This is a genomic window from Pseudonocardia sp. ICBG1142, from assembly GCF_020496255.1.
GTDB lineage: Bacteria > Actinomycetota > Actinomycetes > Mycobacteriales > Pseudonocardiaceae > Pseudonocardia.
In genome coordinates this window covers 48,653-66,285 of record NZ_JAHLJC010000011.1, presented here as the reverse complement: position 1 = coordinate 66,285, position 17,633 = coordinate 48,653, and the positions used below count along the sequence as shown (strand labels likewise).

Annotated in this window: 16 protein-coding genes and 3 pseudogenes; 9 read left to right on the top strand and 10 right to left on the bottom strand. The window is 64.8% G+C overall.

Annotated elements, in window-relative coordinates; genetic code table 11:
• The first annotated feature begins 113 nt into the window (after positions 1–113).
• The 3 genes from KPL59_RS11800 to KPL59_RS11790 all read left to right on the top strand — a co-directional run bounded on the left by KPL59_RS11800 (position 114) and on the right by KPL59_RS11790 (position 3,463).
• Positions 114–878, top strand: coding sequence for a transposase (locus tag KPL59_RS11800; protein ID WP_226360315.1), 765 nt, complete (start codon positions 114–116; stop codon positions 876–878).
• A gap of 344 nt (positions 879–1,222) precedes the next feature.
• Positions 1,223–2,026, top strand: coding sequence for a transposase family protein (locus KPL59_RS11795; RefSeq protein WP_226360854.1), 804 nt, complete (start codon positions 1,223–1,225; stop codon positions 2,024–2,026).
• A 531-nt stretch (positions 2,027–2,557) separates the two neighbouring features.
• On the top strand, positions 2,558–3,463 hold the full coding sequence (locus tag KPL59_RS11790; RefSeq protein WP_226360823.1) for a tripartite tricarboxylate transporter substrate binding protein: 906 nt from the start codon (positions 2,558–2,560) through the stop codon (positions 3,461–3,463).
• Between the two features lie 90 nt (positions 3,464–3,553).
• Here the strand turns inward: KPL59_RS11790 and KPL59_RS11785 are convergent, their stop codons facing one another.
• The 5 genes and pseudogenes from KPL59_RS11785 to KPL59_RS11765 form a co-directional block, all read right to left on the bottom strand.
• The gene (locus tag KPL59_RS11785; RefSeq protein WP_308187871.1) at positions 3,554–3,829 is read right to left on the bottom strand and encodes a transposase family protein; all 276 of its coding nucleotides are present in this window, start codon (positions 3,827–3,829) and stop codon (positions 3,554–3,556) included.
• 1,642 nt (positions 3,830–5,471) lie between these two features.
• Positions 5,472–6,233, bottom strand: coding sequence for an IS607 family transposase (locus tag KPL59_RS11780; RefSeq protein ID WP_226360853.1), 762 nt, complete (start codon positions 6,231–6,233; stop codon positions 5,472–5,474).
• Positions 6,133–6,438 carry a transposase family protein gene (locus KPL59_RS11775; RefSeq protein WP_374111619.1) on the bottom strand — a complete coding sequence of 102 codons (306 nt, stop codon included), beginning with the start codon at positions 6,436–6,438 and terminating at the stop codon, positions 6,133–6,135. The genes KPL59_RS11780 and KPL59_RS11775 overlap by 101 nt, the downstream gene beginning before the upstream one ends.
• A gap of 55 nt (positions 6,439–6,493) precedes the next feature.
• Positions 6,494–6,947: pseudogene (locus KPL59_RS11770) on the bottom strand (transposase family protein).
• 288 nt (positions 6,948–7,235) lie between these two features.
• Complete coding sequence (locus KPL59_RS11765; RefSeq protein ID WP_226360822.1) at positions 7,236–8,687, bottom strand: CitMHS family transporter; 1,452 nt, start codon at positions 8,685–8,687, stop codon at positions 7,236–7,238.
• A gap of 395 nt (positions 8,688–9,082) precedes the next feature.
• Here KPL59_RS11765 and KPL59_RS11760 point away from each other — a divergent pair, with 395 nt between their 5' ends.
• The 3 genes from KPL59_RS11760 to KPL59_RS11750 are packed head-to-tail and all read left to right on the top strand — an operon-like array spanning position 9,083 to position 11,434.
• Positions 9,083–9,379 (top strand): hypothetical protein, encoded by a 297-nt coding sequence (locus KPL59_RS11760; RefSeq protein WP_226360821.1) that lies wholly within the window; start codon positions 9,083–9,085, stop codon positions 9,377–9,379.
• A gap of 46 nt (positions 9,380–9,425) precedes the next feature.
• On the top strand, positions 9,426–10,325 hold the full coding sequence (locus tag KPL59_RS11755; RefSeq protein WP_226360820.1) for a ParA family protein: 900 nt from the start codon (positions 9,426–9,428) through the stop codon (positions 10,323–10,325).
• Between the two features lie 2 nt (positions 10,326–10,327).
• Positions 10,328–11,434 carry a ParB/RepB/Spo0J family partition protein gene (locus KPL59_RS11750; RefSeq protein ID WP_226360819.1) on the top strand — a complete coding sequence of 369 codons (1,107 nt, stop codon included), beginning with the start codon at positions 10,328–10,330 and terminating at the stop codon, positions 11,432–11,434.
• 30 nt (positions 11,435–11,464) lie between these two features.
• Here KPL59_RS11750 and KPL59_RS11745 read toward each other — a convergent pair whose 3' ends face one another.
• The 3 genes and pseudogenes from KPL59_RS11745 to KPL59_RS11735 form a co-directional block, all read right to left on the bottom strand.
• Positions 11,465–11,989, bottom strand: coding sequence for a transposase (locus KPL59_RS11745; RefSeq protein ID WP_255676971.1), 525 nt, complete (start codon positions 11,987–11,989; stop codon positions 11,465–11,467).
• Positions 11,986–12,291, bottom strand: coding sequence for a transposase (locus KPL59_RS11740; protein WP_226360818.1), 306 nt, complete (start codon positions 12,289–12,291; stop codon positions 11,986–11,988). Before KPL59_RS11740 ends, KPL59_RS11745 begins: the two co-directional genes overlap by 4 nt.
• A gap of 219 nt (positions 12,292–12,510) precedes the next feature.
• Positions 12,511–12,816: pseudogene (locus KPL59_RS11735) on the bottom strand (transposase family protein); the annotation flags it as partial.
• On the opposite strand from KPL59_RS11735, the gene KPL59_RS11730 reads away from it, so the two are divergent.
• Positions 12,765–13,616 carry an IS5 family transposase gene (locus KPL59_RS11730; protein WP_226360817.1) on the top strand — a complete coding sequence of 284 codons (852 nt, stop codon included), beginning with the start codon at positions 12,765–12,767 and terminating at the stop codon, positions 13,614–13,616. The pseudogene KPL59_RS11735 and the gene KPL59_RS11730 overlap by 52 nt on opposite strands.
• A 185-nt stretch (positions 13,617–13,801) precedes the next feature.
• On the opposite strand, the pseudogene KPL59_RS11725 reads toward KPL59_RS11730, so the two are convergent.
• Together KPL59_RS11725 and KPL59_RS11720 are read right to left on the bottom strand one after the other, a co-directional pair.
• Positions 13,802–14,255: pseudogene (locus KPL59_RS11725) on the bottom strand (transposase family protein).
• Between the two features lie 288 nt (positions 14,256–14,543).
• The gene (locus KPL59_RS11720) at positions 14,544–15,995 is read right to left on the bottom strand and encodes a CitMHS family transporter (RefSeq protein WP_226360822.1); all 1,452 of its coding nucleotides are present in this window, start codon (positions 15,993–15,995) and stop codon (positions 14,544–14,546) included.
• A 395-nt stretch (positions 15,996–16,390) separates the two neighbouring features.
• On the opposite strand from KPL59_RS11720, the gene KPL59_RS11715 reads away from it, so the two are divergent.
• Together KPL59_RS11715 and KPL59_RS11710 are read left to right on the top strand one after the other, a co-directional pair.
• Positions 16,391–16,687 (top strand): hypothetical protein, encoded by a 297-nt coding sequence (locus KPL59_RS11715; RefSeq protein ID WP_226360821.1) that lies wholly within the window; start codon positions 16,391–16,393, stop codon positions 16,685–16,687.
• A 46-nt stretch (positions 16,688–16,733) separates the two neighbouring features.
• The gene (locus KPL59_RS11710) at positions 16,734–17,633 is read left to right on the top strand and encodes a ParA family protein (protein ID WP_226360820.1); all 900 of its coding nucleotides are present in this window, start codon (positions 16,734–16,736) and stop codon (positions 17,631–17,633) included.

The window sequence follows — 17,633 nt, the reverse complement described above, 5'->3', positions numbered from 1 at the left end:
TATTCAGGCCCCGTGAAATAACGATCTAGCCCGGCGTGTCGGGTTGGGCGACAGCCCGTCCATCGCGAAGATTGGTTTGCCGAATCAATCCGAGATGAACGGGCTGCCGCAGTATGTACTATACCACTGGTTTCCGGCGTGATGAAATTCAGGATCTTGTCGCTATAGTGTATGAGCAGGATCAGCGGGACGCGACGGAGGCACGTTTGTCTTGGCCGCCGGTTCTGGGGTTGTTCTGGTCGGTGGTGATCACGTTGGCGTATCTGCGCGGGAATCGTGTGCAGTGGGAGTTGGCGGAAACCTATGGGGTGTCGCAGTCGACGGTTAGTCGAGCGATCACGGGGGTGACACCGTTGCTGGCACAGGCGCTGCGGAGTGTCGTTCCGACGGCAGAGGAGCTTCGTGCCGATCGGCAGTACATCATCGATGGAACCTTGCTGCCCTGCTGGTCATGGGCCGCGGTGCCGGGTCTGTGGTCGGGCAAGCATCGCACCACCGGCGTCGTCGTCCAGGTCGCAGCCACCCTGGAAGGGCAGCTGTCGTGGATCTCCGACCCGACCCCAGGCTCCCGACACGACCTATATTGCCTCGACCAATCCGGCGCCCTCGACCACCTCGCCACATACCCCCCGATCGGCGATAAAGGATACATCGGGCGCGGCATGCTCACCCCGTTCAAAAAACCACCCGGCCGGGAACTTCTCGACTGGCAAAAAACATTCAACAAGAGCCTCAACCACACACGCGCCGCCATCGAACGAGTCATCGCCCATATCAAAACGTGGAAAGTTCTCCACACAGACTACCGGCGGCCCTACGCCACATTTAAAACGACAATCTCGGCAGTCATCGGACTCATCTTCTACACACTTACCTGACGGAGCCTGAATAAGCCTCCACGGACGGTGGCACCCGGGGTGGACTCATACAGATCAACAGCCTGCCGACGGAACTCGTCGGTGAAACTCTTCCTGGCCATGATCGCTGGATCATCTCGCTTCCCCAGCAGTGAGCCTTTCCCACCCAACCTGTTTGTGCTGGTCAGGCAGCTGTGCTCATGAGTGAGGTGTTCTCAGTAGGGCTGTCGGCGCTGGTCAGGGATGTGGTGTAGCGGCAGGCCTGTGGGGTGGGTGCAGGGCCTCGGTAGGGAAGATCGGTCCGTTCGAAGATCGCCACTTCCGTACCGAGGTCCTGCGTGTCTGATCTTGTCACTTACACCGGTGTGCTCCCTGTCGCGGCCTCGACCGTGGACTACCTGGCCCGGCTTCTCGCTGGTGAACGGGCCAGGCGCGGGACCCGTCGCGGACAGCGAGCGCTGGAGGTGTCCGCGCAAGCAGTAGTGGTGCTGCGCTGGTTCCTCGACGCCACCCGCGTCACCCGGTTGGCTCGCGACAGCGGGATCAGCCGCGCGACCGCCTACCGGTACCTGCATGAGGGCATCGACGTCCTCACCGCGGCCGCGCCCGGCCTGCACGGCGCTCTGCTGGTCGCCCGCGCGGCCGGGTACTCCCGGGTGCATCTGGACGGCTCCCTGATCACCACGATCCGCAGCAGAGCACTCGGTCCCACCCCGGGAGTGGACCTGTGGTGGTCGGGTAAACACCGCTGTCACGGTGGGAACATCCAGGTCATCACCGCCCCCGACGGGTGGCCGCTGTGGAGCTCACCGGTCCGCCCAGGTCGGGAACACGACCTGACCTGCGCTCGTGCCCATCCCGGACTCCTCGACGGACTCGCCGAGTTCATCGATGACGACCACGCCGTGCTCGCTGACCTGGGCTATGAAGGCGAGTCCGACCGACTCACCGTCCCGATCAAGACCCGATCCGGGGCCGGGCTCTGCCCGGACCAGCGCACGGTCAATGTGCTGCACTCCGCGACCCGAGCGATCGCTGAACGAGGAAACGCCCTGCTCAAGAACACCTTCCGAGCGTTGAGACACCTCAGCCTCTGCCCACAACGGATCGGCGCGATCACCGCAGCAGCGCTGGTCCTACTCCACACCGAGCACAACCGAACAACATGATCAACAAGCTAGTGAGAACACCTCACTGGGCATCGGTCAGGACAGCGGTGCGTGGCACCGATCAAGCATCGCGCACCCCGGTCCGCCTATTTGAGAGACACGCCCTAGAGCCGAAGATCCGAGCGGTGCTCGACCGGCTTCACGTCAGGCATGGCACCGACGCCTGCGCGTCCCATGCCGGGGCAGCACGCGCCACCGCCGCGGCCGTCTCGGCCACGGGGCCACCCGACACCGGAGCGTTACTTAGAGTTGTGAGCGCCCCCCGCCTGAGGTCCTTGACCTCAGGCAGACTCACCCGATTGCTCCATATCTATCTCGGGCAGGTAGACTTCGGTAGTGATCAGCCTCGCCGAGATGGGTGAAAAAACTGGCCGGAGCTGTCCTTCGATCTGTGCGGGAATGTGTGCGTAGATGTCTTCTCGGTCTACTTCGGACGTGTGGGGAACACCCCTGACGCGGCGTCGCCTGGGGGGAGGGGTCGGGCTCGGGATTGCTGCGGCCGTCGGCGCGGGACTCGGGGCGCGGCCGCTGATGGAGCTGGCTGATGGCCGGATGCGGGATCTGCGATTACTTGTCCCCAACTCGCCGGGCAGCGGCTATGATATGACGGCTCATGTCGTAGGCGAGGTGCTCGATGCTGCTAGACTGACTCGTGGTGTCGAGATCTTCAACATCGTCGGCGAGGCCGGTGTGACGGGTCTTCATCACCTCATCACCGAGGCCGGTAACGATCGCCTGTTGGCGAGTATGGGACTCGGACTCCTCGGCGGGGTGATCGCCAACCAAGCTGATTCGTTGCTGGGTGAGACTGCTTCGATCGCCCGGCTTGTGAGCGAGCCCGAGGCCATTCTCGTACCTGCGAACTCTGTATATCGCGATCTTGGGGATCTGGTCAGAGACTGGAAAGCCCACCCCTCCACGGTTCTCGTGGGTGGCGGTTCAGCGCCGGGGGGCCCTGATCATTTGGCGCCGATGCTGATTGCCGAGTACGTCGGACTGATTCCGAAGTCGGTCAACTACATCGCTCACGACGGTCGGGGGCGCTTAATGGGGTCGCTACTCAACAACAAAGTCACGTTCGCCGTCGCTGGTGTCGGTGAGTTCGCCCACCAGCTCCGAACGGGAGAATTCCGGGCACTAGCAGTCGCGGCCTATGAGCGAGTAGCTGGCTTGGATATTCCTACCACGCATGAGTTCGGGATTAATATCGAACTGTTCAACTGGCGCGGCCTGATAGCCCCACCTGGCCTGTCTTTGACCCAGCGCGCCGCCCTGGAGGGAGTGATCGCATCCCTGGTCGCCACGCCGCAGTGGAAGCAGCACCTCGCCGAGAATAATTGGCAGGACGCGCATCTATCTGCAGCACAATTCCATGCCTTCCTGAATACAGAAGCTGCGCGCGTTCGTCGGGTCCTCGGTGGACTCGGAGTCGCCTGACGGACGCTGTCGAGTCGGCGAGCCCCCTCGACCGATCCGGGGCCTTCGGTAGCTTTGCCGCACGCTGAGGTGTTCTCACTAGCTTGTTGATCATGTTGTTCGGTTGTGCTCGGTGTGGAGCAGGACCAACGCTGCTGCGGTGATCGCGCCGATCCGTTGTGGGCAGAGGCTGAGGTGTCTCAACGCTCGGAAGGTGTTCTCGAGCAGGGCGTTTCCTCGTTCAGCGATCGCTCGGGTCGCGGAGTGCAACACGTTGACCGTGCGCTGGTCCGGGGAGAGCCCGGCCGTTACTGATTTTGTTGGACAGTGTCCGCTCCTCGTCGTTGACGTGGAGATGCCGGGGTAACGGTTGCCCGGCTGACGGATCGCCGTTCCCTGCCCGTGGGCCTGCGGTCATCGTGTGACCGGGCCGGTCGGGGGGTGCGTCCGCCGCCACGATCGGGGTGGTGCACGGCCTGGGTGGTGGTTCTCCGCTGAGCGATCCTCTGGTCGCTCGCGGGCTTCCCTACCCGTCGCCGTGCGCGGTAACCCTGACCGCGGCGCCCGATCACGACGGCCGCGGCCTCGTGTCGGGTGGCCTCGTGTTGAGGGGTGGACAGCGGCTTTCGCCAGTGTTGTGCGCCCCAGATGGAGGTGTAAGCAGGGTCGACACCCAAGAGCGTCAACCCTGCGGAGGGGACCATCGCAGCGAGTCGGTCCCGCAGTCGAGCAGTAGGTATCCCTGCAACGGTCCGCCGGAATGTTCTGCCCTTCTTCCCTCGGCCCATAGTCTCGCGACCGGTGCTGCGGGCGTCGTCGAAGCCGAGATTTTCGATCACGATCCCGAGGCAGTGGTACCGGAGCGCGATCCGGATGAGACGGCTCAGGACGTGTCGGAGCTGCGCGTCGCGGCGCGATGCCGGGCCGGCGAGGTCAAGATCCAGCCGGATCGGGGGACCGTCAGGATTACCGTGCTGGTCAAGCACTCGACAGGCGAGGTGGTCAGCGTTGGTATCGACTCCGATCACGCGGGCGGGAAAATCGAGTGCTGGGGTCCGAGCCGGGACGAAGTCCGCAGCAGGCGTCGGATTCCAGGATGCCGTCAGGTACCAGCCGGCGCGGTCAGCACAACGGTACATCCGATATGACACTGATCCAGCACGGCCGTTGACGTCGCGAGTGATGTGCGCTGCCCAAGCATCACCGCGGTGGGCGAACCTTGCCTTGCCAGCCAGGACAAATCTACCCCTCGGGCTGTTCGCGAGGTGCTCAAGACGACGGGGTAGACGGATTGAGAGCGTCCCGTCGGGAGTGACGGTGATAGTCAAATTCCCGTGCGGCTCATCTGGGGCACCATTGGCGTGGAACCACGCCCGCTCGGCCTGCCATTGATTCCGCCATTCGGTCTCGGTGATGGCGGCGGCGGCGAGGTTTCCCCGGTTCCGAGCCAAACGTTTGCCGCCTTCAACAATAGCCACCCGGCCAGTGGCGATATCCCGGCTCGTCTGGGCGAGCTCAGCGCGTAGATGCTGCAATCGGCGTTGCTTCGTGGCCCGTTCCCGCTGGTCGGCGTAGCCAGTAACAGTCTTACGTCGCCCAGGCACAGACATCCGGACCGCGATTTTATTCTTGGTCCGAGGATCGACATGCGGGACGGGAACGGCCAAGCGAGTCTCGATCACCGCGATCGCCTGCTGTAGCGACTCACGCCGGGCAAGCTGGTTACGACGCTCCAGTCGATACCCGGCATCATTGTGCCGCACAATTGAACCAGCCCACCGCGACGATGACTGACTGGTGATATCTCGTTTACGCCGGGCGAGGACACTTTTCTCCGGCGACACCCCCGCCGCCGACCGCGCGGCCAAGTCTCGACGCCTCAGGGACCCGATCAAACACGCGACCTGATCAAGCACCTCGTGCTCGGCAGAGGAGACCCGGATGCGGGTGGTCGTCGCCATCCCGGTCGGCGCGGCGACCATGACCGGTGGTTCCAGCGGCCGCAGACCTGGCCCCGAGCCCCGAGAACTCACAGGCCGTCCCGCCCCACGCCGGTCTCGGCCGTGACTACCGCAGCCAGACGACGGGCCTTGGCTGACCGCTGCCCGTACAGACGCCCAGCGAACGACGCGACGATCGCGATCATGTCTCGTACTAACTCCGCCTCCGCGGAGCCGCCGCTAACCTCGTCCTCGCCGATATAGACCACACGAGTTCCCTGACCCGCCAACACGTGCTCGAACAATCCGGTACCAAATCGGGACAACCGGTCCGGATGTGTCACCAGCAACGTGCCGACCCTCGTTCCCCGACACGCAGTCAAGGCACGCTTAAGTCCCGGCCGTCGGTCAGACAACCCCGACGCGACATCAGTGAAGACCTCTACCAGATCACCATGCTCAGACGCCGCAGCTCGGAGTCGAACAGCCTGCCGATCCAGATCTCCCTCAGCCTGTTGACGCCGCGACGACACCCGAGCATAAGCCACAACACCACTGACAGCCGCGCGACGATTCCGATCAACGGCAAGTGTTTCGACGTGCTGGCGCAGAAACACCCGACGACCACCCGGAGACCGATTATCCGGAAGCGTCCCCCGCTCGGTGTAGCGCCGCAGAGTACGAGTCGACACGCCCAAATACCGGGCCGTCGTCCCCGCACTCCACCAGTCCTCACTCACAAGCAACAGCCTAGCAAGGAATGACCAACAGCGGCCAACAAAACATGGAGCAGTCCTGAACCCCGGATCGGGTCTTGATCGGGACGGTGAGTCGGTCGGACTCGCCTTCATAGCCCAGGTCAGCGAGCACGGCGTGGTCGTCATCGATGAACTCGGCGAGTCCGTCGAGGAGTCCGGGATGGGCACGAGCGCAGGTCAGGTCGTGTTCCCGACCTGGGCGGACCGGTGAGCTCCACAGCGGCCACCCGTCGGGGGCGGTGATGACCTGGATGTTCCCACCGTGACAGCGGTGTTTACCCGACCACCACAGGTCCACTCCCGGGGTGGGACCGAGCGCTCTGCTGCGGGTCGTGGTGATCAGGGAGCCTTTTTCATCGTGATTCTGCTGGTCGGCGGCGGGTTTCGATCCGGTTGAGGACGGTGATCGCGGCGATGACGGTGCTCGCGTAGCGGGGGCAGCAGCGGAGCCGGTCGAGCACGTGCCAGCCTTTGAGCTCGGCGACGGCTTGCTCGACCCGGCACCGGATCCGGGCGTGAGCGTGGTTCACCGCTTTCTGTCCGGTCGACAGGTGTGGGCGGGTCCGGTGGCGTTTGTAGGGTGTCATGGACATAGCGCCAGGCGGTGCTGGTAGCGACCCCGAACCCGGCCGCGAGCCGCGCGTAGGTGTCACCGTTACGGAGATAGGCAAGGACGAGTAACGCCTGCTGACCGGCGGTGATCCGCCACCAACGCCCCCCGCTGGCACACCGCTGCCCAGCGATCATGGAGCGCAGCTGAGCAAGAGTGTGAGTCGACAACGCGATCGCAGCAGGGTAGGACAACACACCGAGCCTCCTGGTGAGACAGCCGATCTTGGACGACTGCTGTCCTACCGGGAGGCTCACCTAGCTCCACCACCACCCACACCAAGCCCCTGACCAGCAGAATCACGATGAAAAAGGCTCCAGGTCGTCAGCGCCTACTTCCGCGAACAAGGCTTCAAAATCGACAAGTTCAGCTACCGCTGGTAGATCTCCCACACACGCCGGTGGGGCGGCCCCCGAGGAGTCGGGGCCGCCCCACCGGGGGAGGCAACAGCAGCGCCATTCAGCGGCGCCATTCAGTCGCGCTGGTCAGCCGAGGGGGATGACTCCCAGCGCGATCGCCGTTGCCATCATCACCAGCGAGCACACGGCGGCCCGCCAGATGACCTTCTTGTGATGATCAGCGAGGTCGACCTTGGCCAGCGACACCAGCAGCAGCATCGCCGGGACCAGGGGGCTGGTCATGTGCACCGGCTGCCCGATGATCGAGGCGCGTGCCATCTCCACCGGCGAGATGCCGTAATGCCCGGCCGCCTCGGACAAGATCGGCAGGATCCCGAAGTAGAACGCGTCGTTGGTGAGGAAGAACGTCAACGGCATACTCAGCATGCTGACAATCACCGCGAACCAGCTGCCCACCTCCGCCGGGACCGCCGTGACGATCCCGTTCGCCATCGCCGCGACCATCCCGGTACCCGACAGCACCCCGACCAACACCGACGCGGCGAACACCATCGCGACCACCGCCACGATCGAGCTGGCATGCGCGGTCACGGCGGTGACCTGATCGGCCGGGCGAGGGAAGTTCACGACCAACGCGATCGCTGACGCGGCGACGAACACCAGCGACAACGGCAACACATCCAGCCCCAACACCACCAGCAGTGCCACGGTCAACACCAGATTGAACCAGATCAACTTCGGGCGCAGCGTCGGCCTGTTCGGATCCAACACCCCACCCGCGTCGATGAACCCGTCCCCCGGACCTGCCGCATCCCCGCCAGCACCAGCTGTGACAGCCGCGGCAGGCGCGGACTGTCCCGCAGGACCAGCACCGCCAGCACCAGCACCGCCCGGGTCAGGCGCGGCACCGACGGGCTCGAGGACACCCTCGAGTTCATCGGCGACGATCGGCAACGGCCGCCCGGCCCTGGCAAGCCGACGACGTTCCGAACGGCCGAGGAACCAGGCCAGGATCAGCACCGTGACCATCCCCAGCACCATGCTCGGGATCATCGGGTTGAACAGCTCCGAGGGAGACACCTTCAGCGCCGTCGCCGCCCGCGCGGTCGGTCCACCCCACGGCAGGATGTTGAGCACCCCGTTGGCCAGATTCGCCACCACAGTCAACACCACCGGACTCAGCCCGAGGCGCAGATAGATCGGCAGCAACGCCGAGACCGTGATGATGAACGTGGTCGACCCATCCCCATCCAACGACACCGCCCCCGCCAGGACCGCAGTCAGCACCACCAGACGGACCGGGTCGTTGTTCACCGCGCGCAGCACGAACCGGATCAACGGATCGAACAACCCGACATCGATCATCGTCCCGAAGAAGATGATCGCGAAGAACAACAACACCGCAGTCGGAGCGAAATCCTTCATCGCCGACGTGATCGACTTGACGACCCCGTCCTCACCCGACTCCGCGACCCCCGTACCAACCGCGACCAGAGCGAAGGTCAACGGCACCAACACCAGCGCCAACGTCGGAGCGAGCCGCTTCGACAAGATCAAGTACATGAAGACCGCGATCATCGCGGACCCCAGAGCGATAAGCATGCAGGTCCTCGCATCATTGCCGGGGCCACGCCCCGTCGACCGACTTGCAGACAGTAGTCACCCTCAGGCTCCCCGCCGCAAGATTTGACCATGAAGAAACTAGAGATCACGATGCGTGACGAAAATTCCGGGGCCGCCGGTCTGCCTCACCCGGACACCGAACGCGCTCAGACCCCACCCATACCGCGCCGCCCGACGCGGTCGAGGCAGCCCAGCACCGGCCGGGGGTTTGCTCTGGCGTCCTGCGGAAAAGCCTGCACGGCGTGTACCCGGTATACGCCCTTCCGCCTGCGGCGAGCCTTCCGCAGCTAGTGGTACCGATGCCGGTACCGTACTACGGTCAGCATCTTCTGGCTTGTCTCAGGACTTATATGCGTGAGAATTCGATGGTCGCCCGGCGCAACGAGCAAGGTCACGAAGTGCTTGTCGCGTACCGGCCTGTGCAGTTCAACCTCGACCAGACCGCACGGGCGATGCATGCTGTGCTCGATCCACATCTGCGGAAGCTCAACAGCCGTTCCCGAGTCGGCCGCAGCCGCGTTCGTGACGTGCTCCGCCAGATCGTCACCGATGGATGGCCGCCCGAGTTCGATGCCGACCCCGAGCGGGTCGCCTACTGGCGGACTTGGCTCCTCCGCAACAGCATCTTCACCGACGACTCCCAGTGAGGTCGATTCTGTCGTGACACCTACGTCTGCTCCGGCTCACGCCGCGGTGGCTCTCCCCCGCGTCACCGCCATCCTCAATCAGAAGGGTGGGGTCGGGAAAACCGGGCTCACCGCTGGAACCGGTGGGGCGCTGTCTGAACGTGGCCGGCGGACGCTGCTGGTCGACCTGGATCCCCAGGGGCACCTCACCACGGAGGCGCTCGGGCTCGCAGAGGTCGACCCCTCGGAACCGAACTTCGCGGCTGCTCTGACCGGGGAGTTCACCGGCTCTGCCAGCGACCTCGTGGTGCGGCACTCGACGTCTGCGGCAGGCGGCGTCCTCGACGTACTGCCGCACTGCGTGTCGATGTTCCTGGTCGTTCGCAAGCTTCACGCTGCCCGCTCGCCGGAGCATCGGTTGGCCCGGTTGCTCCAGCAGTTCGAGGGTGTCTACGACCACGTGCTGATCGACTGCCCGCCGTCCCTCGATGTGCTCACCGATACTGCCCTGGTCGCTGCGGACGGGGTGCTGATCCCGGTGCAGCCCAGCAACACCTCCTTGCGGGCGCTGCGCCTCCTCATCGAGCAGGTTGCGGTCATCGAGGAGGAACTACAGATCACTCGTCGTGAGCTCCACGGCCTGGTCCCGGGGGTGTATCGGCGGCCGCTATCGGGGATCGCGGCGTACAAGATGAGTGAGCTGGAGCTGTACGGGATCAGTGACGGCGAGGTCCCCCCGTTGCCGATCCTGGCGTATCTCCCTCTCGCGGTGGCGGTGGAGGAAGCGTGGCTGAGCGGGAAGCCCTTAACTGATTATCATCCCACCGCTCCGATCGCCGATGCCTATCGACGGCTAGCGACCCATCTCGATGTTGCCGCTGGTCTGTCGCCTGAGTCCGCTTTAGAGCGGGCAGAGGAGAGCCCCGAGGACACGGCCCAGTCCGGCGCAGAGGCGGGGGAGAAGTAGTCATGGCTAAGAGGAAGGACTACGGCGCGATGGAGCGGAGTCGCGCTGCGGCTCCGGTGGCGGATCGCGCTAGAGAGGCGCTACGCACTCGGATCACCGCGCCGCCCAGCAGGCTGCCTATCGATCAGCTGCAGCCCAACCCCTTGAACCCCCGGCCGGAAGAGGACGAGGGGCTGGCCGCGCTCGCCGATACGATGCGCCAGCACGGGCAGCTCCAGCAGATTGAAGTCGTCTCTCGGGTGGACTTCGTGCTGGCACTCCCGGAGTCGGCTGAAGCTCTCTCGTCCGCACCCTGGGTCGTGATCATCGGAAACCGCCGGCTCGCGGCCGCAGCGATTGCTGATCTCTCCTCGCTGGAGGTGAAGGCGCCGGAGGGAATCACCTCAGCCGACCAGATCGAGAGCAGGATCCTCGTCGAAAACCTGCAGCGGAGTGACCTGCCGGTTCTTCAGGAGGCTGAGTTCCTCCAGAGGCAGCTCAACCGAGGGAGAAGTCTTCGGGCGATTGCTAGCACGATCGGTAAGTCGTTCGCGTATGTCCAGCAGCGCGTCAATCTCTTGAAGCTCATCCCGGAGCTGCAGGAGCTCGTCTCGCGGGGAGAGCTCGGCATCAAGGCAGCTCGGAATCTCTACTCGCTCAGTCCGGAGAACCAGGCGCTCGTGGCACAGCAGGGACCACCGTGGTTGCCGCCGGCCGTTCGGAAAGAGGACCCGGTGGACGCAGGCCCCGGGCATGTGGAGTCGGGTGGAAACACCGCATCTCCTGCCACGGCTCCCCAGAGCGTCGCAACAGCCGAACAGTCCGAAGCTGCCACCGAAGCGACTACGGACGTACCGGTCGACAGATCTGACGCAGCTCGGGGAGTGTCCGCTGACGAGGACGCTTCGACCGAGCCGACGACGGGCGTCGAGCGTGGAGGCAGTAGCAATGTGGCCTCGGTAGCGACGCAGACCCGGCAGCTGGTTCTGCCGCTCGCGGGTGGTCTCAGCACCCTCATCGAGGAACTCCGGCAGGTCGCGAACTCCAGTGCCGACGGCGACGCAGTCGAATCGCTCCGTCAGGTTGAGCGGCAGCTCGACGCAGCCCTCAGCCAGCTGCGCCGCTTGTAGGAGAACCGGCTTAGAGCGTGTTTGAGAAGCTCAACTTGTGGTGGTGAAGACACGCTTCTGTTGGCGGGTCGCGGGGCCGCCGCGGGCGATCCGGCGGGTGATGGTGTTGATCGCGGCCCAGCGGATCATCGCCTCGGACATGGCGGTGTGACGTTCGTAGTCGCGGGCGATGCGGCGGTGCGCGGTGAGCCAGGCGAAGGTCCGCTCGACCGCCCAGCGGCGCGGGATGACGGCGAAGCCGCGCTGGTCGGCGGGCTTGCGCACGATGCTCATCGTGGTTCGCAGGAGCATGGCGGCCCAGTCGACCAGCCGTCCGGCGAAGGCTCCGTCGGCGAAGACGAACCGGACTCGGGTGCGCAGGTAGGTATCGAGCAGGACCGGCTTGGCGCCGTCGCGGCCCTGCCGTCCCGCCGACAACACGACCACACACAGCAGCAGTCCGAGGGTGTCGGTGACGATGAACCGTTTGCGGCCGTTGATCTTCTTCCCGGCGTCGTAGCCGCGCGTGTCGTGCCCGACGGCGTCGGCGCCTTTGACGCTTTGGGAGTCGATCAACCCCCGCTCGGTTCCGGGTTGCGGCCTTCCTGCACGCGCAGCTGTCCGCGGACCACGGGCAGGATCTGTTCGGTGACCTTGGCTTGTTCCCACTGGTTGAAGTACCAGTAGACGGTTTGCCACGGCGGGAAGTCTGCTGGTAGCGCCCGCCATGCGCACCCGTTGCGGACGACGTAGAGGATCGCGTCCACGATCGCGCGGCGCGGGTGCTTCTCCGTGCGGCCGCCGGTGCGCACGTCGGGCAGCAGCGGCTCGATCAACTCCCACTGCGCGTCGCTGGTGTCGGATGGGTAGCGCTGCACACGTCGTGTCATCCACCCCAGGCTTGATCAACCAGCGGTCGACAGTCACGGAGGCGCGCCGACGCTTCTCAAACACGCTCTTAGAGCGTGTTTGGAAATGGTGGGTGTGTCGGGATGGTCGACACGGCTGGGGTGCTCCATCGTGGTCGGCATGCAGGAACGACCGCGCCGGTACCCCTCGGATACCAGTGATGCCCAGTGAGGCTTATTCAGGCTCCGTCAGGTAAGTGTGTAGAAGATGAGTCCGATGACTGCCGAGATTGTCGTTTTAAATGTGGCGTAGGGCCGCCGGTAGTCTGTGTGGAGAACTTTCCACGTTTTGATATGGGCGATGACTCGTTCGATGGTGGCGCGTGTGTGGTTGAGGCTCTTGTTGAATGTTTTTTGCCAGTCGAGAAGTTCCCGGCCGGGTGGTTTTTTGAACGGGGTGAGCATGCCGCGCCCGATGTATCCTTTATCGCCGATCGGGGGGGATGTGGCGAGGTGGTCGAGGGCGCCGGATTGGTCGAGGCAATATAGGTCGTGTCGGGAGGTGGGTGGTGATCGAGCCGTTGTTACCGCCGCTCGCGCGGCGGGGGCGGCCTGTTGCTCATGCTCGTCGGGACGTGCTGGACGCGATCTTGTATGTCGTGCGGACCGGGTGTGCCTGGCGGGCGTTGCCGGTGGACTTCCCGCCCTGGCAGACCGTCTACTGGTACTTCAACCAGTGGGAACAGCAGAAGGTCACCGAGAAGATCCTCCCGGTCGTGCGGGGGCAGTTACGGATCGCCGAGGGCCGTGATCCGGAGCCGACTGCGGGGATCATCGACTCCCAGTCGGTCAAGGGCGCCGACACCGTCGGACAGGACTCCCGCGGCTACGACGCCGGGAAGAAGACAGGCGGGCGGAAACGGTTCATCGTGACCGACACCCGCGGTCTGCTGCTGACCACGACGGTGTGCTCGGCCTCGGTACAGGACCGCGACGGCGCCAAGCCGATCCTGCTCGACCTCTACCTGCGCACCAGGGTGCGGTTCGTCTACGCCGACGCCGGATTCGCCGGGCGACTGCTCGACTGGGCCGCCACGATCCTGCAGACAACAATCGAGGTCATCCGCAAGCCACCCGAGCAGCGCGGATTCGCCGCCCTCCCACGAAGGTGGGTGGTCGAACGGACCCTGGCCTGGCTCACCGCACACCGACGCCTGGCCCGGGACTACGAACGCCACCCCGCCACATCCGAAGCCATGATCCGCTGGGCCGCGATCAACACCACCACCCGCCGCATCGCCCGCGGATACCCCGCCACTCGCCAGCAGAAACACACGAAACCCTCAACCCACTAGAATTTCCAAACACGCTCTTAGAGCGTGTTTGAGAAGCGGATATTGAGGGCTGTGCCGAGGTCGGAGTAACAGCCCCTGTTCAATCCACCTGCGGAAGTTGTGGCAGAAGCTGGCGCCGTGCCCCGCCCCGGGCCCTCGATATGGACTTCTCAAACACGCTCTTAGTCATATACCGGGAGCCTTTTTCATCGTGATTCTGCTGGTCGGCGGCGGGTTTCGATCCGGTTGAGGACGGTGATCGCGGCGATGACGGTGCTCGCGTAGCGGGGGCAGCAGCGGAGCCGGTCGAGCACGTGCCAGCCTTTGAGCTCGGCGACGGCTTGCTCGACCCGGCACCGGATCCGGGCGTGAGCGTGGTTCACCGCTTTCTGTCCGGTCGACAGGTGTGGGCGGGTCCGGTGGCGTTTGTAGGGTGTCATGGACATAGCGCCAGGCGGTGCTGGTAGCGACCCCGAACCCGGCCGCGAGCCGCGCGTAGGTGTCACCGTTACGGAGATAGGCAAGGACGAGTAACGCCTGCTGACCGGCGGTGATCCGCCACCAACGCCCCCCGCTGGCACACCGCTGCCCAGCGATCATGGAGCGCAGCTGAGCAAGAGTGTGAGTCGACAACGCGATCGCAGCAGGGTAGGACAACACACCGAGCCTCCTGGTGAGACAGCCGATCTTGGACGACTGCTGTCCTACCGGGAGGCTCACCTAGCTCCACCACCACCCACACCAAGCCCCTGACCAGCAGAATCACGATGAAAAAGGCTCCAGGTCGTCAGCGCCTACTTCCGCGAACAAGGCTTCAAAATCGACAAGTTCAGCTACCGCTGGTAGATCTCCCACACACGCCGGTGGGGCGGCCCCCGAGGAGTCGGGGCCGCCCCACCGGGGGAGGCAACAGCAGCGCCATTCAGCGGCGCCATTCAGTCGCGCTGGTCAGCCGAGGGGGATGACTCCCAGCGCGATCGCCGTTGCCATCATCACCAGCGAGCACACGGCGGCCCGCCAGATGACCTTCTTGTGATGATCAGCGAGGTCGACCTTGGCCAGCGACACCAGCAGCAGCATCGCCGGGACCAGGGGGCTGGTCATGTGCACCGGCTGCCCGATGATCGAGGCGCGTGCCATCTCCACCGGCGAGATGCCGTAATGCCCGGCCGCCTCGGACAAGATCGGCAGGATCCCGAAGTAGAACGCGTCGTTGGTGAGGAAGAACGTCAACGGCATACTCAGCATGCTGACAATCACCGCGAACCAGCTGCCCACCTCCGCCGGGACCGCCGTGACGATCCCGTTCGCCATCGCCGCGACCATCCCGGTACCCGACAGCACCCCGACCAACACCGACGCGGCGAACACCATCGCGACCACCGCCACGATCGAGCTGGCATGCGCGGTCACGGCGGTGACCTGATCGGCCGGGCGAGGGAAGTTCACGACCAACGCGATCGCTGACGCGGCGACGAACACCAGCGACAACGGCAACACATCCAGCCCCAACACCACCAGCAGTGCCACGGTCAACACCAGATTGAACCAGATCAACTTCGGGCGCAGCGTCGGCCTGTTCGGATCCAACACCCCACCCGCGTCGATGAACCCGTCCCCCGGACCTGCCGCATCCCCGCCAGCACCAGCTGTGACAGCCGCGGCAGGCGCGGACTGTCCCGCAGGACCAGCACCGCCAGCACCAGCACCGCCCGGGTCAGGCGCGGCACCGACGGGCTCGAGGACACCCTCGAGTTCATCGGCGACGATCGGCAACGGCCGCCCGGCCCTGGCAAGCCGACGACGTTCCGAACGGCCGAGGAACCAGGCCAGGATCAGCACCGTGACCATCCCCAGCACCATGCTCGGGATCATCGGGTTGAACAGCTCCGAGGGAGACACCTTCAGCGCCGTCGCCGCCCGCGCGGTCGGTCCACCCCACGGCAGGATGTTGAGCACCCCGTTGGCCAGATTCGCCACCACAGTCAACACCACCGGACTCAGCCCGAGGCGCAGATAGATCGGCAGCAACGCCGAGACCGTGATGATGAACGTGGTCGACCCATCCCCATCCAACGACACCGCCCCCGCCAGGACCGCAGTCAGCACCACCAGACGGACCGGGTCGTTGTTCACCGCGCGCAGCACGAACCGGATCAACGGATCGAACAACCCGACATCGATCATCGTCCCGAAGAAGATGATCGCGAAGAACAACAACACCGCAGTCGGAGCGAAATCCTTCATCGCCGACGTGATCGACTTGACGACCCCGTCCTCACCCGACTCCGCGACCCCCGTACCAACCGCGACCAGAGCGAAGGTCAACGGCACCAACACCAGCGCCAACGTCGGAGCGAGCCGCTTCGACAAGATCAAGTACATGAAGACCGCGATCATCGCGGACCCCAGAGCGATAAGCATGCAGGTCCTCGCATCATTGCCGGGGCCACGCCCCGTCGACCGACTTGCAGACAGTAGTCACCCTCAGGCTCCCCGCCGCAAGATTTGACCATGAAGAAACTAGAGATCACGATGCGTGACGAAAATTCCGGGGCCGCCGGTCTGCCTCACCCGGACACCGAACGCGCTCAGACCCCACCCATACCGCGCCGCCCGACGCGGTCGAGGCAGCCCAGCACCGGCCGGGGGTTTGCTCTGGCGTCCTGCGGAAAAGCCTGCACGGCGTGTACCCGGTATACGCCCTTCCGCCTGCGGCGAGCCTTCCGCAGCTAGTGGTACCGATGCCGGTACCGTACTACGGTCAGCATCTTCTGGCTTGTCTCAGGACTTATATGCGTGAGAATTCGATGGTCGCCCGGCGCAACGAGCAAGGTCACGAAGTGCTTGTCGCGTACCGGCCTGTGCAGTTCAACCTCGACCAGACCGCACGGGCGATGCATGCTGTGCTCGATCCACATCTGCGGAAGCTCAACAGCCGTTCCCGAGTCGGCCGCAGCCGCGTTCGTGACGTGCTCCGCCAGATCGTCACCGATGGATGGCCGCCCGAGTTCGATGCCGACCCCGAGCGGGTCGCCTACTGGCGGACTTGGCTCCTCCGCAACAGCATCTTCACCGACGACTCCCAGTGAGGTCGATTCTGTCGTGACACCTACGTCTGCTCCGGCTCACGCCGCGGTGGCTCTCCCCCGCGTCACCGCCATCCTCAATCAGAAGGGTGGGGTCGGGAAAACCGGGCTCACCGCTGGAACCGGTGGGGCGCTGTCTGAACGTGGCCGGCGGACGCTGCTGGTCGACCTGGATCCCCAGGGGCACCTCACCACGGAGGCGCTCGGGCTCGCAGAGGTCGACCCCTCGGAACCGAACTTCGCGGCTGCTCTGACCGGGGAGTTCACCGGCTCTGCCAGCGACCTCGTGGTGCGGCACTCGACGTCTGCGGCAGGCGGCGTCCTCGACGTACTGCCGCACTGCGTGTCGATGTTCCTGGTCGTTCGCAAGCTTCACGCTGCCCGCTCGCCGGAGCATCGGTTGGCCCGGTTGCTCCAGCAGTTCGAGGGTGTCTACGACCACGTGCTGATCGACTGCCCGCCGTCCCTCGATGTGCTCACCGATACTGCCCTGGTCGCTGCGGACGGGGTGCTGATCCCGGTGCAGCCCAGCAACACCTCCTTGCGGGCGCTGCGCCTCCTCATCGAGCAGGTTGCGGTCATCGAGGAGGAACTACAGATCACTCGTCGTGAGCTCCACGGCCTGGTCCCGGGGGTGTATCGGCGGCCGCTATCGGGGATCGCGGCGTACAAGATGAGTGAGCTGGAGCTGTACGGGATCAGTGACGGCGAGGTCCCCCCGTTGCCGATCCTGGCGTATCTCCCTCTCGCGGTGGCGGTGGAGGAAGCGTGGCTGAGCGGGAAGCCCTTAACTGATTATCATCCCACCGCTCCGATCGCCGATGCCTATCGACGGCTAGCGACCCATCTCGATGTTGCCGCTGGTCTGTCGCCTGAGTCCGCTTTAGAGCGGGCAGAGGAGAGCCCCGAGGACACGGCCCAGTCCGGCGCAGAGGCGGGGGAGAAGTAG

Coding starts and splice junctions, on each gene's coding strand:
- KPL59_RS11800 (WP_226360315.1), top strand. CDS start 114: ATGTACTATACCACTGGTTTCCGGCGTGATGAAATTCAGGATCTTGTC.
- KPL59_RS11790 (WP_226360823.1), top strand. CDS start 2,558: ATGGAGCTGGCTGATGGCCGGATGCGGGATCTGCGATTACTTGTCCCC.
- KPL59_RS11780 (WP_226360853.1), bottom strand. CDS start 6,233: ATGAAGGCGAGTCCGACCGACTCACCGTCCCGATCAAGACCCGATCCG.
- KPL59_RS11765 (WP_226360822.1), bottom strand. CDS start 8,687: ATGATCGCGGTCTTCATGTACTTGATCTTGTCGAAGCGGCTCGCTCCG.
- KPL59_RS11760 (WP_226360821.1), top strand. CDS start 9,083: ATGCGTGAGAATTCGATGGTCGCCCGGCGCAACGAGCAAGGTCACGAA.
- KPL59_RS11750 (WP_226360819.1), top strand. CDS start 10,328: ATGGCTAAGAGGAAGGACTACGGCGCGATGGAGCGGAGTCGCGCTGCG.
- KPL59_RS11730 (WP_226360817.1), top strand. CDS start 12,765: ATGTGGCGAGGTGGTCGAGGGCGCCGGATTGGTCGAGGCAATATAGGT.
- KPL59_RS11720 (WP_226360822.1), bottom strand. CDS start 15,995: ATGATCGCGGTCTTCATGTACTTGATCTTGTCGAAGCGGCTCGCTCCG.
- KPL59_RS11715 (WP_226360821.1), top strand. CDS start 16,391: ATGCGTGAGAATTCGATGGTCGCCCGGCGCAACGAGCAAGGTCACGAA.